This is a genomic window from Paraburkholderia sp. HP33-1, from assembly GCF_021390595.1.
GTDB lineage: Bacteria > Pseudomonadota > Gammaproteobacteria > Burkholderiales > Burkholderiaceae > Paraburkholderia.
Genome location: NZ_JAJEJR010000001.1, coordinates 1,264,345 through 1,280,188 on the forward strand (window position 1 = coordinate 1,264,345; position 15,844 = coordinate 1,280,188).

The following is a 15,844-nucleotide window of genomic DNA, read 5'->3' on the forward strand; positions in this document are numbered from 1 at the left end:
GTTGAATTATCGACACGGTGACGCGAGCCGTTACCGGAAATCTGGAATGAAAGCGAAGGAGTTCCCGATCCCATGAATGTCGTCAAAGAGTTTCATACCCGATCATTCCAAGACGTGTGCCACGCATTGCTCGCCCGCGAGGAGATCGCACTCCTCGACGTGCGTGAGGAAGATCCGCACGCGCGCAGTCATCCGTTGTTCGCCGCCAATCTGCCACTGTCGCGGCTCGAGCTCGACGCGCCAGCGCGGCTGCCGCGGCGGGCGGTGCCGATCGTCGTGTTCGATGCCGGCGAGGGCCTCGCGAGGCGCGCGGCCGAGCGCCTGACCGCGCTCGGCTACACCCATGTCGCGTTGCTCGAAGGCGGCCTGCAAGGCTGGCGCGAAGCGGGCGGCGAGCTGTTCAGGGACGTCAACGTGCCGAGCAAGGCATTCGGCGAACTGGTCGACAGCGTGCGTCATACGCCATCGCTGTCCGCGCAGCAGGTGCAGGCGCTGCTCGATCGCGACGCCGATGTCGTGGTGCTCGACGCGCGCCGCTTCGACGAGTTTCAGACCATGAACATCCCCGGCAGTATCAGCGTGCCGGGCGCGGAACTGGTGCTGCGCGCGCGGCAGCTCGCGCCGGATCCGGCTACGCGCATCATCGTCAATTGTGCGGGACGCACGCGCAGCATCATCGGCGCGCAGTCGCTGATCAACGCGGGTGTGCCGAATCCGGTCGCCGCGCTGCGCAACGGCACGATGGGCTGGACGCTCGCCGGTCAGCCGCTCGCGCATGGCGGCGCGCGGCGCGTCGAAGGCGCGGTCGACGACGTCTCCCGACTCGCCGCCGCCGAGGGCGCGCGCACGGTCGCCGATCGTGCGCGTGTGCGCCGCACCTCGCGCGACGAAGCGCGTCGCTGGGCCGACGAAGCGGTGCGCACTGTGTATCGCTTCGACGTGCGCATGCCTGAGGAGTACGAGGCGGGCCACGTGCCTGGTTTTCGCAGTGCGCCGGGTGGCCAGCTCGTGCAGGAGACCGACCTGTTCGTGCCGGTGCGCGGCGCGCGCGTGATCCTCGCGGACAACGACGGCGTGCGCGCGAACATGACCGCCTCGTGGCTCGCGCAGATGAACGTCGAGGTGTACGTGGTCGATGGCCTCACGGCGGCCGATTTCGCCGAGAAGGGCATGACGCCGCCCGTGCGTAATGCGGTCACGCCACCCGACGTCGACGAGATCGAGCCGGCCGGGCTCGCCGCGCTGCTGCAGTCGCCGGGTACCGTGGTGCTCGACTTCACGAGCAGCACGAACTACCTGAAGCGGCACATTCCGGGCGCCTGGTTCGTGATTCGCAGCCAGCTCGCTGACGCGCTGCGCACACTACCTGACGCGAAGCGCTATGTGCTCACGTGCGACACCAGCGTGCTCGCGCGCTTCGTCGCGCCGGAGCTCGCCGCGGCGACCGGGCGGCCGGTGCAGGTGTTGCGCGGCGGCACGATTGCGTGGATCGACGCGGGCTTGCCGATGGAGTCGGGCGGCACGCGAATGGCGTCGCCGCGCATCGACCGTTATCAACGGCCGTATGAAGGTACCGACAACGCACGCGAAGAAATGAGCGCGTATCTGGAGTGGGAGCATGGGCTCGTCGCGCAACTCGCGCGCGACGGCACGCACGGCTTTCGGGTGATATGACGGGCCGGATGGCCGGCGGCCGCGAGAATCCTCTGCCGATTCGGTGTAAACGCGCTCTCGTCGAAAGCCTCCAATACGTTTAGATTAATGACATCAGGAAGGCTTATCGAGGGACCAGGGCGGCCAATAAACGGCAGCGGTTTGTCATTCGGCGATGGCGCAAGGTGAGCAGCCAAGGTTGCTCATCGCTTCGTCTGGAGCGGACCGCTGCGCGTCGTCCGCGGTGCTTCGCGCAAGGCGGCCAGTGGGCCGCCGTCACTTCCGGTTGATCGCAATCGACCGAGCTGGCGACGCTGTGTACAGCGTCGCCTTTTTGCTTCTGGCGTGCCCATTCCCAGTCGACTTTTTCGCGCTGCGCGCGACACCTTGCGTGCGCAGCCGCACTCGCATTGCCTGCGTCGCTCGCGGTTTTTTCCGCGCACGGTTATGCTTGTAGCAAACACTACAGACCGGCAATGCACTGGGGCGGCAGATCCCGCGCGCATCCGGACAGGAACCGACGTGAACCTCAAACCGCTGGGTGTCATGCTGCTGATAGCGTGCTTCGCGCTGACCGGCTGCGACCAACAGCAGAGCGATCAGGCCGTGCAAAAACTCAAGGACTTTTTCAACGCGATCAAACCGGACGCGTTGCTGCTCAAGGACATGACGCCGGGCGTCACGACCGAAGCGCAAATCCTCTCGCAGATGGGTAAGCCCGAAACTGCGCGCACCTTCACCGACGGCTCGAAACGCTTCGAATATCCGCGCGGCCCGCAAGGCCTGAACACGTACATGGTCGACATCGATCGCGACGGCAAGCTGCAGGCGATCACGCAGGTGCTGACCGCGGCCAACTTCGCGAAGATCCGCCTCGGCATGACCGAGGACGAAGTGCGGCGCCTGCTTGGCAAGCCCGGACAGATCGCGGTGTTTCCGCTGAAGCCGGAGACCGTGTGGAGCTGGAAGTGGCGAGAAGGCGGCGTGACTGAAGAGGGCATCTTCAACGTTCACTTCGACCGGGACCAGAGGGTGTACACCACGTCGCGCTCGGACGTGATACGGGGGCGATAGCCGGAGGGAAATCCCGGCCACAATGAGGACCGACAAAGCGGGGGAAGCATGATACGTCGACGTCGATACAGCCGGATCGGGCTGGTGTTGGGAGGCGGCGCCGCGCGCGGTTGGGCGCATATCGGTGCGATTCGCGCGCTGCAGGACGCGGGCATCAAGCCCGACGTGGTGTGCGGCACGTCGATCGGCGCGCTGGTCGGCGCGGTCTATGCGAACGGCGATCTCGACTGGCTGGAGGAGTGGGTGTCGCAGCTCACGTGGCAGACCGTGGTGCGGCTGCTCGATCTGCGCATCTCGGGCGGACTGCTTGGCGGGCGCAAGGTGATCCAGCTGTTCGCCGACAAATTCGATGGCCGCTCCATCGCGCAACTGGACATACCATTCGCCGCGGTCGCAACCGAGCTCGACACGGGCCGCGAAATCTGGCTGCAGGACGGCAGCACGATCGACTCGGTGCGCGCGTCGATTGCCATTCCCGGGATCTTCACGCCGGTGTGGCACAACGGCGTGTGGCTAGTCGACGGCGGACTCAGCAACCCGGTGCCGGTGTCGGTCGCGCGCGGCATGCGCGCGGACTGCGTGATCGCGATCGATCTGAACAACGACATCCTGAACGGCCGCGACTTCGGCGGCGCGGTCGTCGAAACGCCCGCGCTCGATCCCACCGCGCCGCCGCCCGTCGCGCTGCGCCGCAACGGCAAGCCGTGGCCGCGCTGGCTCGCGCCAGCCGAAGCGAGCGTCACCGACGACGTGCGCGTGCCGCCGAAGCCGAGCGCGCAGGTGCCGTCGATGTTGAGCTCGATCGCGCAAAGCATCGACATCATGCAGGTGCGCATCACGCGCAGCCGGCTCGCCGGCGAGCCGGCCGATATCCTGATCCAGCCGCGTCTCGGCGGCATGGGCATCTTCGATTTTCACCGCGCGGCGCCGGCCATCGAGGAAGGGCGCGCGGCGGTCGAGCATATGCTGCCGGCGATTCGCGCGCGGCTCGCGCTTGAGTGAGCGTGAGCGCGAGCACGCGCTGTCGGGTCGCCGCAGCCTATCGAAAAAGCGACCCGAAACTTGTGAAATCGCGGCACGGCCGAGCGCGCCCGGCACACCTGACAAAACGATAACCCTAGTGAAACCAAGCGCTACGAGCGCTCCAACGAGCTTCGGCGCGTCATGGTGCGCTGCAGCAAGCAAGCCGCCCGGCATTTGAGAAATTGATTTTCGCTTGCGAGACTCCGCGCCATGCCGGAGTAGCGCGCAGCCCACGAAGCCGCCGCCATCCGCGCGATTTCAATAATCCTGGATGGAGACACGCGTGTTCCTATACGGCTTTGGTCCGGTGCTGCTCGCCGGCACGATCCAGACGATCGAGCTGTCCGTTCTGTCGCTGGCGGCCGCTGTGTTGCTCGGCCTCGTGGGCGCGGCGGCGAAACTCTCGTTCAACCGGCCCTTGCGGGCCATTGCGACCGGCTACACGACGCTGATCCGCTCGGTGCCCGATCTGGTGCTGATGCTGTTGCTGTTCTACAGCATCCAGATGGCGGTCAACGATGTTACCGACGCGCTCGATTTACCGCAGTTCGACATCGATCCGTTCGTGGCCGGCGTGCTGACGCTCGGCTTCATCTACGGCGCGTACTTCACCGAAACTTTCCGTGGCGCGTTTCTCGCGGTGCCGCGCGGCCAGCTCGAAGCGGGCAGCGCATACGGCATGAGCGGCGTGCGCGTGTTCACGCGCATCCTGTTCCCGCAGATGATGCGTTTCGCGCTGCCCGGCATCGGCAACAACTGGCAGGTGCTCGTGAAGGCCACCGCGCTCGTCTCGATCATCGGTCTCGCCGACGTCGTGAAGGCAGCGCAGGACGCGGGCAAGAGCACCTACAACATGTTCTTCTTCATCCTCGTCGCCGCGCTGATCTATCTGGCGATCACCACCGTATCGAACGTCGCGCTGATCTGGCTGAACCGCCGCTATTCGATCGGCGTGCGACACGCGGAGCTCTGAGCGTCATGATCGATATCCTCAATCAATTCTGGCAGGCGTACCTGTTCTGGGACGGGCAGCGCCTGTCGGGTCTCGCGGTCACGCTGTGGCTGCTGGTCGCGTCGATTGCGATCGGCTTCGTGTGCGCGGTGCCGCTCGCGGTCGCGCGCGTGTCGAACAAGCGCTGGCTCTCCACGCCAGTGCGTTTGTACACCTATGTATTTCGCGGCACGCCGCTCTACGTGCAACTGCTGTTGATCTACACCGGCGTGTACAGTCTCGCGTTCGTGCGCTCGCACAGCCTGCTTGACGCATTTTTTCGCAGCGGTTTTCACTGCGCGATCCTCGCATTCGCGCTGAACACCTGCGCGTACACGACCGAGATTTTCGCGGGCGCGATCCGCTCGACCTCGCACGGCGAAGTCGAGGCGGCGCGCGCTTACGGCATGAGCTGGTTCACGATGTACCGGCGCATTGTGATACCGTCCGCGCTGCGCCGCGCGCTGCCGTTGTACAGTAACGAAGTGATCCTGATGCTGCACGCGACGACGGTCGCGTTCACGGCCACTGTGCCCGATATCCTGAAGGTCGCGCGCGACGCGAACTCGGCGACCTACCAGTCGTTCAACGCGTTCGGGCTCGCGGCGCTGCTTTATCTCGTGGTGTCGTTCGCGCTGGTCGCGCTGTTCAGGCGTGCCGAGCGCCGCTGGCTCGCCCATCTCGCGGTGCGCACGCATTGAGCGCGCGTTGAAAATATCGTATCGGGCGCCGTGCGCTTCGGCACGGCGGCGTCCGCACCAGACTGATCCGCATTTTTCACTGGGAGAGCATCTTGCTCCATACCACTCAAACCGAAGCCTGCAAGCTCGCCGTACAGGACATCCACAAGCGCTACGGCGACAACGAAGTGCTCAAGGGCGTGTCGCTCAACGCGAACAAGGGCGACGTGATCAGCATCATCGGCGCGAGCGGCTCGGGCAAGAGCACCTTCTTGCGTTGCATCAATTTTCTCGAGCGGCCGAACGCCGGACAGATCATCGTCGATGGTGAAGCGGTCAAGACGAAAACCGATCGCGCCGGCAATCTCGAAGTCGCCGATCACAAGCAACTGCAGCGCATCCGCACGAAGCTCGCGATGGTGTTCCAGCACTTCAATCTATGGGCGCATATGAACGTGCTGGAGAACGTGATCGAAGCGCCGATTCATGTGCTCGGTCTGAAGCGCAAGGAAGCCGAGGACCGCGCGCGCGAGTATCTGGAGAAGGTCGGTCTCGCGCCGCGTCTCGAGAAGCAGTATCCGTCGCATCTGTCGGGTGGCCAGCAGCAGCGCGTCGCGATTGCGCGCGCACTCGCGATGGACCCGGACGTGATGCTGTTCGACGAACCGACGTCCGCGCTCGACCCGGAACTCGTCGGCGAAGTGCTGAAAGTGATGCAGAAGCTTGCCGAGGAAGGCCGCACAATGATCGTCGTCACGCACGAAATGGGTTTCGCGCGCAACGTGTCGAACCATGTGATGTTCCTGCATCAGGGCCGCACCGAGGAAGAGGGCAATCCCGCCGAGGTGCTCAGCGCGCCGCGCAGCGAGCGCCTGAAGCAGTTCCTGTCCGGCAGCCTGAAGTAACGCGCGGCCCGCTCGCTCGTTAGCTCTTCCTTCACATCCTCCGCAACCGATGGCCCGCACGTCCAGCCCGGCTCGCACGACGCAGGTCGCGATCGTCGCCTTGCCGCCCGTGTCGATGTCGGGCGTCGGGCCGATCGTCGACGCGCTCAATCTCGCCAATGAAATCGACGGCCGGGCGCTGTATCGCGTGCAGGTGTGTTCGTGGGACGGCCGCGCGGTGCCTCTGTCGGGCGGCGCGCAATGGCCGGCCGATGCCGCGTTCGGCGACGCGATCGCGTGCGACTGGCTGATCATCGTCAGCGAGCGGTTCCAGCAGTTCGCCGACTACCGGCTGTTTCTCGCGAGCCTCGCGCGGGTCGGCCAGCGCACGCCGCTCGTCACGGGCATTCATCACGGCGTGTGGTGGCTCGCGATGGCGGGGCAGCTGTCCGGCTATCGCGTGAGCGTGAACTGGGAAACGTATCAGCAGTTCTCCGAACAATTCGAACGCTCGATCGTCACGCAGCAGATCTTCGAAATCGATCGCGATCGCGCGACCTGCGCGGGCGGTCAGGCGACCGTCGATTTCATGCTCGCGATGATCGGCCGCGAGCACGGGCCCGAACTCGCCGAGCGTATCGCCGATACGCTCGGCGTCGGCGTACTGCGCGCGGGCGAGGAGCGTCAGCGCATTCCGTTCGTGACCGCGCCGGGCGAGCGTCATCCGCGCCTGAACGACGCGTTGCTGCTGATGGAAGCGAACATCGAGGACCCGCTGACCACCGATGAAATCGCCGGCCTCGTCGGCGTCTCGCGGCGGCAACTGGAGCGCCTGTTTCGCCAGTATCTCGGCTCGATGCCGTCCAAATACTATCTGGGGCTGCGGCTGTCGAAGGCCCGCACGCAATTGCAGCGCACCAGCAAATCGGTCGTGCAGATCAGCCTCGCGTGCGGGTTTTCGTCGGCGGCGCACTTTTCGAATGCGTATCGCGAGCGCTTCGGCGTCACGCCGCGCGAGGATCGCCGCAACTGGATCGACCGGCAGACCGGCGCGCACGGCGGCGCGAGCGAACCGCGGCCGGCCGCGCTGATCGAGCGGCCCGAAGTGGAATGACGCGAAGCGCGGGCGCCCACCGGAAGCTACCTGAAAGCAAACCTGACACGCACGCGACACTTGCGCGACACAAAACCCGGAACCTCATAGAAAGCGTCGCGTATGCGCAAGACTTGCCGCGCGCGGTTTCCTACACTAGCTGTATTACCTGTCACCCGTAAGAGGATTTGCCATGAACGACCTGACTGTGACACGCCAGACCTTCGACGAAGTCATGGTGCCGGTGTTTGCTCCCGCCCCCTTCGTACCGGATCGCGGTCTCGGCTCGCGCGTGTGGGACACGCAAGGCCGCGACTATATCGACTTCGCCGGCGGCATCGCCGTCACCGCACTCGGTCACGGGCATCCGGAACTGCTGAAGGTGCTGCATGAGCAGGGCAGCAAGCTGTGGCACATCGGTAATGGCTACACGAACGAGCCGGTGTTGCGCCTCGCGAGGCGCCTCGAAAACCTCACTTTCGCCGACCGCGCGTTCTTCGCCAACTCGGGCGCCGAAGCGAACGAGGCCGCGCTGAAACTCGCGCGCCGCGTCGCGGTCGACCGTTATGGTGAGCAGAAGGCCGAAATCATTTCGTTCACGCAGTCGTTCCACGGCCGCACGCTGTTTACGGTCAGCGTCGGTGGCCAGCCGAAGTACTCCGAAGGCTTCGGCCCGGTGCCGGCCGGCATCACGCATCTGCCGTACAACGACATCGAGGCGGCGAAGAAGGCGATCGGCGCACAGACCTGCGCGGTGATCGTCGAGCCGATCCAGGGCGAGGGCGGCGTGATCCCGGCCGATCCGGCGTTCCTGAAAGCGCTGCGCGAAGCGTGCGACCAGCACAACGCGCTGCTGATTTTCGACGAAGTGCAAACCGGCGTGGGCCGCAGCGGCTATTTCTATGCGTACCAGGACACCGGCGTGACACCGGACATCCTGACCACCGCGAAGGCGCTCGGCAACGGCTTCCCGATCGGCGCGATGCTGACCACCAACGAATTCGCCGCGCACTTCAAGGTCGGCGTGCACGGCACGACGTACGGCGGCAATCCGCTCGGCTCGGCGATCGCCGAAAAAGTGGTCGAACTCGTCAGCGACCCGAAGGTACTCGAAGGCGTGCGCTCGCGCAGCGAAACGCTGAAGGGCCACCTCGCGAAACTGAACGAGCGCTTCGGGCTCTTCACCGAAGTGCGCGGCAAGGGCCTCCTGATCGGCGCCGAACTGAGCGACAGCTTCAGGGGCCGCGCGAAGGACTTCGTCACCGCGGCCGGCCAGCACGGCGTGATCATGCTGATGGCGGGTCCGGACGTGCTGCGCTTCGTGCCGTCGCTGATCATTCCGCTCGACGACATGGCCGAAGGCTTCGCGCGTCTCGAGAAGGCGTTCGGCGAACTCGTCGGCGCAAAAGCGCAGGCGGCGTCGCATTGATGTTCAGGCAGACCCGCACGCTCACGCTGATGCAGCGGATCATGCGTCACATTCAACAGGAACGATGATGCTCTTCGTACGTCCAGGCCGCCTCGCCGATCTCGATGCGCTCGAGCATATGGCGCGCACCGCACAACCGGTGCTGCATTCCCTGCCGCACGACCGGCGCGCGCTCGAAGCGCGTGTCGCGTTGTCGGAAGACTCGTTTCGCGCGGAAGTCGATTTTCCGGGCGAGGAGTTCTATCTGTTCGTGCTCGAAGACTCGGCGAGCGGCAAGCTGATGGGCACCGCGAGCATCGTCGCGGCGGCCGGTTACGCGGACCCGTTCTACGTGTTTCGCAACGACGCGCTGATTCATGCGTCGCGCGAGCTGCACGTGAATCGCAAGATTCACGCGCTGACGATGTCGCACGAGCTGACCGGCAAGAGCCGGCTCGCGGGCTACTACATCGACCCGTCGCTGCGCGGCGACGCGGCCGCGCAATTGATGTCGCGCGCACGCATGATGTACATCGCCGCGAATCGCAAGCGCTTCACGCCCGAGGTGTTCTCGCTGCTGCTCGGCGTCACCGACGAAAACGGCGTGTCGCCGTTCTGGGAAGCGGTGGGGCGCAAGTTCTTCGGGCGCAATTTCGCCGACATCGAAATCGAATCGGGTGGCCGCAGCCGCACGTTCATCGCCGAAGTGATGCCGACGTATCCCGTGTATGTGCCGCTGTTGCCCGAAGCGGCGCAGCGCGTGCTCGGCGAGCCGGACGCGAACGCGCTGCTCGCGTACGAGATTCATATCGAGGAAGGCTTCGAGACCGATCGCTACGTCGACATCTTCGACGCGGGTCCGGTACTGACCGCGCAGGTGGATCGCAGTGTCAGTGTGAAGCACAACGAAACGCGCGTCGTGCGCGAGGCGCCTGCGACGCACGGCGAAACCTACCTGATCGCGCACAACGGCGCCGGCCGCGAATTCCGTTGCGTGCTCGGCGATCTCGCGCCCGGCAAGGAGTCAGGCGCCGTGTTGTCGCAGGCGGCGCGCGCCGCGCTCGGCGTACGGGAAGGCGATGCGGTGCGCTGCGTGCCGCTGCATCAGCCGCAGGATAAACAATCGGGAGAAGCGCAATGATCGTCGTTCGCGTCGTACAACGAAGCGATGTGGATGCGCTGATGCGGCTCGCACAGGAAACCGGGCCGGGCCTGACTACCTTCAAGCCGGATCGCGATGCGCTCGCGGCGCGGGTCGAACGCGCGCGCCGCACGATGGAAGACAAGGCCGAGCCGCATGAGGCGGGCTATTTCTTCGTGATGGAAGACACCGCGACCGGCGACGTGGCCGGGGTCTGCGGTATCGAAACGGCGGTGGGTCTGCAGCAGCCGTTCTACAACTATCGCGTGAGCACGGTCGTGCACGCGAGCCAGGATCTCGGCATCTGGACGCGCATGCACGCGCTGAACATCTCGCACGACCTCACCGGTTATGCGGAAGTGTGCTCGCTGTTCCTGAGCCCGCGTTATCGCACGAGCGGCGTCGGCGGGTTGCTGTCGCGTTCGCGGTTCATGTTTCTCGCCCAGTTTCGCGAGCGTTTTCCGCAGCGTTTGTGCGCGGAGCTGCGCGGCCATTTCGACGAGCAGGGCACCTCGCCGTTCTGGCGCGCGGTCGGCTCGCATTTTTATCAGATCGATTTCAACGCGGCCGACTATCTGAGCTCGCACGGCCGCAAGGCGTTTCTCGCCGAGCTGATGCCGCGCTATCCGGTCTACCTCGAGCTGTTGCCGGAAGAGGCGCAGCGCTGCGTCGGCCTCACCCATAACGACACGATCCCGGCGCGTCGCATGCTCGAAGCCGAAGGGCTGCGCTACGAGAATCACGTCGATATTTTCGACGCGGGTCCGGTGCTTGAATGCCATATCGCCGACCTCCGCACGGTGCGTGAGAGCGTGCTGGCGGCGGTCGAGATTGGCGAGACCGAAGCCGCGCCGCAGGATGGACCGAAGTCGATGGTATCGAACACGTCGCTCGGCGATTTTCGTGTCGGTGTCGTGGCGGGCGTGCCGCAGGAAGGCGTGTTCCGCCTGAGCGCCGCCGAGGCTGCCGGGCTCAACGTGAAAGCCGGCGATCCGCTGCGGGTGCTGCCGTTGAAACACAAACAAGGATGATCATGAGCGAGCTTTTCATCGACGGCGAATGGGCCGCCGGTACAGGACCCGAATTCGCATCGCACAATCCCGGCACGGGCGCGGTGGTGTGGCAAGGCAACAGCGCGTCGGCGGACGACGTCGATCGCGCGGTACGTAGCGCGCGCCGCGCATTCGCCACATGGTCGGCGCTGACGCTCGACGAGCGCTGCGCGGTGGCGCGTCGCTTCGCCGCGCTCGTGACCGAGCGCAAGGAAGCGCTCGCCGAAGCGATCGGCCGCGAGACCGGCAAGCCGCTGTGGGAAGCGCGCACCGAAGCGACGTCGATGGCCGCAAAGGTTGAAATCTCGATCCAGTCCTACAACGAACGCACCGGCGAAAAGCGCTCGGCGATGGCCGACGGCACCGCGGTGCTGCGGCACCGTCCGCATGGCGTGGTCGCGGTGTTCGGGCCGTACAACTTCCCGGGTCATCTGCCGAACGGACATATCGTGCCCGCGCTGATCGCCGGTAACGCGGTCGTGTTCAAGCCGTCCGAACTCGCGCCTGGCGTGGCGGCGCTCACGGTGCAGATCTGGCGCGATGCGGGGCTGCCCGCCGGCGTGCTGAATCTCGTGCAGGGCGAGAAGGACACCGGCATCGCCCTCGCGAATCACCGGCAGATCGACGGTTTGTTTTTCACCGGCAGTTCGGACACCGGAACATTGCTGCACAAACAGTTCGGTGGCCGGCCGGAGATCGTGCTCGCGCTCGAGATGGGCGGCAACAATCCGCTCGTGATCGCCCCGGTCGCGGACCTCGACGCCGCCGTGCACCACACCATTCAATCGGCGTTTCTGTCGGCGGGGCAGCGTTGCACGTGCGCGCGTCGCATCTTCGTGCCCGACGATGCGTTCGGCGAGCGTTTCCTCGCGCGCCTGACGGAAGTGACCGCGCGCATCGGCGTCGGCGAATACAACGCCGATCCGCAGCCGTTCATGGGCGCCGTGGTGTCGGCGCGCGCGGCCTCGCGTCTGATGAGCGCGCAGGAGCGTCTGCTCGCGAGCGGCGCGAAGGCGCTGCTGAAGATGGAGCAGCGCGATCCGCAGCTCGGCTTCGTCACGCCCGCGATTCTCGATGTGACCGACGTGAAGGACTTGCCCGACGAGGAGCACTTCGGCCCGCTCGCGCAGATCATCCGCTACCGCAGCTTCGACGACGCGCTCGAACAGGCGAACGATACGGAGTTCGGTCTCTCGGCGGGACTGCTGGCCGACGACGAAGCGCTTTGGACGCATTTCCAGCGCACCATTCGCGCGGGCATCGTCAACTGGAACCGGCCGACCAATGGCGCTTCCTCGGGCGCGCCGTTCGGCGGCCCGGGCCGCTCGGGCAATCATCGGCCGAGCGCGTACTATGCGGCCGACTACTGTGCGTACCCGATGGCCTCCGTCGAAAGCGCGCAACTGAACATGCCCGCGAGCGTCTCGCCGGGCCTTCAATTCTGAGGATCGACGATGCTGCAAGCCACTGAAGCCAATTTCGACGGCCTGGTCGGCCCGACTCACAACTACGCGGGCCTGTCGTTCGGCAACGTCGCGTCGCAGAACAACGAGAAGTCGGTCGCGAATCCGAAGGCCGCCGCGCGCCAGGGTCTGCGCAAGATGAAGCAGCTTGCCGACCTCGGGTTTCATCAGGGCGTGCTGCCGCCGCAGGAACGTCCGTCGATGCGCCTGTTGCGCGAGCTCGGTTTTTCCGGCGACGACGCTTCGGTGATCGCGCGTGTCGCGAAGAATGCGCCCGAGTTGCTCGCGGCCGCGAGTTCGGCCTCGGCGATGTGGACTGCAAACGCGGCGACCGTGAGCCCGTCCGCGGATACGCACGACGGCCGCGTGCATTTCACGCCAGCCAATCTGTGCAGCAAGCTGCATCGCGCGATCGAGCATGAGTCGACGCGCCGCACGCTGCGCGCGATGTTCAGCGACACCGACCGCTTCGTCGTGCACGAAGCGCTGCCCGGCACGCCCGCGCTCGGCGACGAGGGCGCGGCGAATCACACGCGCTTTTGTGCGCAATACAAGGCGCGCGGTGTCGAATTCTTCGTGTATGGCCGCAGCGAGTATCGTCGCGGGCCGGAACCGAAGCGCTATCCGGCGCGCCAGACGTTCGAGGCGAGCCGCGCGGTCGCGCATCGTCATGGCTTGCAGGAAGCGGCGACCGTGTACGCGCAGCAGAATCCGGAAGTGATCGACGCGGGCGTGTTCCATAACGACGTGATCGCGGTCGGCAATCGCAACACGCTGTTCTGCCATCAGCTCGCGTTCGTCGAGCAGAGCGCGGTGTACGACGAGCTGCGCTCGAAGCTCGCGAGCCTGCACTCGGACTTCAACGTGATCGAAGTGCCCGACGCGCAGGTCAGCGTCGCCGATGCGGTGTCGTCGTATCTGTTCAACAGCCAGCTGCTGACGCGCCCGGACGGCAAGCAGGTGCTGGTGGTGCCGCAGGAGTGCCGCGAAAATCCGCGCGTGGCCGCGTATCTGGATGAGCTGACTTCGCACAGCGGTCCGATCGACGAGGTGCTCGTGTTCGATCTGCGCGAGAGCATGAAGAACGGCGGGGGCCCCGCATGCCTGCGTCTGCGCGTCGTGCTCGATGATGCCGAGCGAGCGGCGGTCGCGTCGGGTGTGTGGATCAACGATGCACTGTTCGGCCGTCTTGATGCATGGATCGAAAAACACTACCGCGATCGTCTCGCGCCGACTGACCTGAGCGATCCGCAGCTGCTGGTCGAATCGCGTACCGCGCTCGATGAGCTGACGCAAATCCTCGCTCTGGGCTCGCTGTATGACTTCCAGCGCTGAGCACGCGATGCCGGCCCCGAGCGCGATGCTCGACGATTTTCTCGCCTTCACTCTGGCGGGTTCGCAGCCTGCCGCGCATGAAGCGCAAGGCACGTGCGCGAATGGCGTGCGCTGGACCTGGCAGGACGACGGTGTGCTGGTCATCGAGCCCGCGCACGAGCACGCGAACCCCCGCAGCGTGCTCGTCTCGGCTGGCGTGCATGGCGACGAAACCGCACCGATCGAACTGTTGTCGCGCATCGTTGCCGATATCGCGCAGGGCCGCGCCGCGCTCGCGTGCCGGCTGCTCGTGATTTTCGGCAACATCGATGCGATGCGCGACGGCGGCCGCTATCGTGACGACGATCTGAACCGGCTGTTCAGCGGTCGTCATCTGCAACTGCCGCACAGTCACGAGGCGCCGCGCGCGGCCGCGCTCGAACGGGCCGCCACGCGCTTTTTCGCGCACTCGTCCGAGGCGCCCGGTGCGCGCTGGCATATTGACATGCATACGGCGATCCGCGCGTCGGTGTTCGAGCGCTTCGCGCTGCTGCCGCATACCGGCAAACCCTTTTCGCGCGCGATGTTCGAATGGCTCGGCGACGCGCGCATCAGCGCGGTGCTGCTGCACACGACGAAGGGCAACACGTATTCCCACTTCACCGCGCAAGCCTGCGGCGCCGATGCGTGCACGCTCGAACTCGGCAAGGTGCGGCCGTTCGGTGAGAACGACCTGACGCGCTTCGAGGGCGCGGATCTCGCGGTGCGCGCGCTGCTGGCCGGCACGCGGGTGGGCTCGCGAATCAACGCGCCAGCCGACGGTGAAGCCACTCTGCCGCGCGTCTTCACGGTCGTCGATCAGCTCACCAAGCAAAGCGACGCATTCGAGTTGCTGCTCGCATCCGACGTGCCGAACTTCACGCCGCTCGCCAGGGGCACCTTGCTCGCGCGCGACGGCGACTATCAGTACACCGTGCGGCGCGATGAAGAGCGCATCGTGTTTCCGAACCCGACGGTCAAGCCCGGCCTGCGAGCGGGTCTCCTTGTCGTCGATACCACGGCCGAAACGCTGTCCAATCTTGTCTAGACAGGCTGCGTGTACAATCGCGGGCGCCGCGGCTGTCGCACCTACCGATTACGCCGGCCGCGCGAGTCCGAAGCGCGACGGGCGTAAGCCGCCTGTGCGTGCCGATCCGGCTCCGTTTTAGTCAACACCGCAGAGGAACACCCGTAATGAAGATGAATTGGCCCAACATGGCCGCGCTCGCGCTGTTCGCGACGGCAGCGCTGACGGCAGGCACCGCGTCGGCGGCTGAGATCAAGGAAGTGCGCTTCGGCGTCGAGGCGTCGTATGCGCCGTTCGAATCGAAGTCGCCGGCTGGCGAACTGCAGGGCTTCGACATCGACGTCGGCAATGCCGTGTGCGCGAAGCTGAAGGCAAAATGCGTGTGGGTCGAAAACTCGTTCGACGGCCTGATCCCGGCGCTCGAAGCGCGCAAGTTCAGCGCGATCAACTCGGACATGACGATCACCGACCAGCGTCGCCAGGCGATCGACTTCACCGATCCGATCTACACGATCCCGAATCAGATGATCGCGAAGAAGGGCAGCGGTCTGCAGCCGACGGCCGCGTCGCTGAAGGGCAAGCACGTCGGCGTGCTGCAGGGCACGATCCAGGAGACGTATGCGAAGGCGCGCTGGGCGCCGGCTGGTGTCGACGTCGTCTCGTATCAGACGCAGGACCAGGTCTACGCGGACCTCACGTCGGGCCGTCTCGATGCGTCGTTCCAGGATGCCGAAGCGGCATCGAAGGGCTTTCTGAAGAAGCCGCAGGGCGCGGGCTTCGAGTTCGCCGGTCCGGCCGTCAGCGATGAGAAGCTGCTCGGCGCGGGTGTCGGCTACGGCGTGCGCAAGAACGACAAGGCGCTCAAGGATGCACTGAACGGCGCGTTGAAGGAGCTGAAGGCGGATGGCACGATCGACCGCCTCGCCGCGAAGTACTTCGACGTGAAAGTCGTCCTGAAGTAAAACGGTGATCGACTGACAGAACGGCCGCTTATGCGGCCGT

General features: G+C 65.5%; 14 protein-coding genes. All 14 read left to right on the plus strand.

Features of this window, described 5'->3' with window-relative positions; genetic code table 11:
* Positions 1-72: 72 nt before the first annotated feature.
* The 14 genes from L0U81_RS05745 to L0U81_RS05810 all read left to right on the plus strand — a co-directional run bounded on the left by L0U81_RS05745 (position 73) and on the right by L0U81_RS05810 (position 15,804).
* Complete coding sequence (locus L0U81_RS05745) at positions 73-1,674, plus strand: rhodanese-related sulfurtransferase (RefSeq protein WP_233800734.1); 1,602 nt, start codon at positions 73-75, stop codon at positions 1,672-1,674.
* Between the two features lie 501 nt (positions 1,675-2,175).
* Positions 2,176-2,727 carry an outer membrane protein assembly factor BamE domain-containing protein gene (bamE, locus tag L0U81_RS05750; protein ID WP_233800736.1) on the plus strand — a complete coding sequence of 184 codons (552 nt, stop codon included), beginning with the start codon at positions 2,176-2,178 and terminating at the stop codon, positions 2,725-2,727.
* Between the two features lie 48 nt (positions 2,728-2,775).
* Positions 2,776-3,729, plus strand: a complete 954-nt coding sequence (locus L0U81_RS05755) for a patatin-like phospholipase family protein (protein WP_233800738.1) — start codon at positions 2,776-2,778, stop codon at positions 3,727-3,729.
* A gap of 304 nt (positions 3,730-4,033) precedes the next feature.
* Positions 4,034-4,723, plus strand: coding sequence for an ABC transporter permease (locus L0U81_RS05760; RefSeq protein ID WP_233800740.1), 690 nt, complete (start codon positions 4,034-4,036; stop codon positions 4,721-4,723).
* 5 nt (positions 4,724-4,728) lie between these two features.
* Positions 4,729-5,442 carry an ABC transporter permease gene (locus tag L0U81_RS05765; protein WP_233800742.1) on the plus strand — a complete coding sequence of 238 codons (714 nt, stop codon included), beginning with the start codon at positions 4,729-4,731 and terminating at the stop codon, positions 5,440-5,442.
* A gap of 92 nt (positions 5,443-5,534) precedes the next feature.
* A complete protein-coding gene (locus L0U81_RS05770) occupies positions 5,535-6,326 on the plus strand; it encodes an ABC transporter ATP-binding protein (protein WP_184044229.1) in 792 nt (263 codons plus the stop codon).
* A 49-nt stretch (positions 6,327-6,375) separates the two neighbouring features.
* The gene (locus L0U81_RS05775) at positions 6,376-7,419 is read left to right on the plus strand and encodes a GlxA family transcriptional regulator (protein WP_233800744.1); all 1,044 of its coding nucleotides are present in this window, start codon (positions 6,376-6,378) and stop codon (positions 7,417-7,419) included.
* A gap of 172 nt (positions 7,420-7,591) precedes the next feature.
* The gene (locus L0U81_RS05780; protein WP_233800746.1) at positions 7,592-8,827 is read left to right on the plus strand and encodes an aspartate aminotransferase family protein; all 1,236 of its coding nucleotides are present in this window, start codon (positions 7,592-7,594) and stop codon (positions 8,825-8,827) included.
* Positions 8,828-8,894: 67 nt separating this feature from the next.
* The gene (aruF, locus tag L0U81_RS05785) at positions 8,895-9,947 is read left to right on the plus strand and encodes an arginine/ornithine succinyltransferase subunit alpha (protein ID WP_233804230.1); all 1,053 of its coding nucleotides are present in this window, start codon (positions 8,895-8,897) and stop codon (positions 9,945-9,947) included.
* Entirely contained in the window at positions 9,944-10,978 is a 1,035-nt protein-coding gene (gene astA, locus L0U81_RS05790; protein ID WP_233800748.1) for an arginine N-succinyltransferase, read from the plus strand. Before aruF ends, astA begins: the two co-directional genes overlap by 4 nt.
* 2 nt (positions 10,979-10,980) lie before the next feature.
* Positions 10,981-12,444, plus strand: coding sequence for a succinylglutamate-semialdehyde dehydrogenase (gene astD / locus L0U81_RS05795; RefSeq protein WP_233800750.1), 1,464 nt, complete (start codon positions 10,981-10,983; stop codon positions 12,442-12,444).
* Between the two features lie 12 nt (positions 12,445-12,456).
* Complete coding sequence (gene astB / locus L0U81_RS05800) at positions 12,457-13,797, plus strand: N-succinylarginine dihydrolase (protein ID WP_233804231.1); 1,341 nt, start codon at positions 12,457-12,459, stop codon at positions 13,795-13,797.
* Positions 13,781-14,863: a succinylglutamate desuccinylase gene (gene astE / locus L0U81_RS05805; protein ID WP_233800752.1), complete on the plus strand. Its 1,083-nt coding sequence runs from the start codon at positions 13,781-13,783 to the stop codon at positions 14,861-14,863. Before astB ends, astE begins: the two co-directional genes overlap by 17 nt.
* A gap of 146 nt (positions 14,864-15,009) precedes the next feature.
* Positions 15,010-15,804 (plus strand): ABC transporter substrate-binding protein, encoded by a 795-nt coding sequence (locus L0U81_RS05810; RefSeq protein ID WP_233800754.1) that lies wholly within the window; start codon positions 15,010-15,012, stop codon positions 15,802-15,804.
* The last annotated feature ends 40 nt before the right edge of the window (positions 15,805-15,844 follow it).

Excerpts from the sequence above, each read along its gene's own strand:
- L0U81_RS05745 (WP_233800734.1), top strand. The coding sequence starts at position 73 with ATGAATGTCGTCAAAGAGTTTCATACCCGATCATTCCAAGACGTGTGC.
- L0U81_RS05755 (WP_233800738.1), top strand. The coding sequence starts at position 2,776 with ATGATACGTCGACGTCGATACAGCCGGATCGGGCTGGTGTTGGGAGGC.
- L0U81_RS05765 (WP_233800742.1), top strand. The coding sequence starts at position 4,729 with ATGATCGATATCCTCAATCAATTCTGGCAGGCGTACCTGTTCTGGGAC.
- L0U81_RS05775 (WP_233800744.1), top strand. The coding sequence starts at position 6,376 with ATGGCCCGCACGTCCAGCCCGGCTCGCACGACGCAGGTCGCGATCGTC.
- L0U81_RS05780 (WP_233800746.1), top strand. The coding sequence starts at position 7,592 with ATGAACGACCTGACTGTGACACGCCAGACCTTCGACGAAGTCATGGTG.
- aruF (WP_233804230.1), top strand. The coding sequence starts at position 8,895 with ATGCTCTTCGTACGTCCAGGCCGCCTCGCCGATCTCGATGCGCTCGAG.
- astA (WP_233800748.1), top strand. The coding sequence starts at position 9,944 with ATGATCGTCGTTCGCGTCGTACAACGAAGCGATGTGGATGCGCTGATG.
- astD (WP_233800750.1), top strand. The coding sequence starts at position 10,981 with ATGAGCGAGCTTTTCATCGACGGCGAATGGGCCGCCGGTACAGGACCC.
- astE (WP_233800752.1), top strand. The coding sequence starts at position 13,781 with ATGACTTCCAGCGCTGAGCACGCGATGCCGGCCCCGAGCGCGATGCTC.
- L0U81_RS05810 (WP_233800754.1), top strand. The coding sequence starts at position 15,010 with ATGAAGATGAATTGGCCCAACATGGCCGCGCTCGCGCTGTTCGCGACG.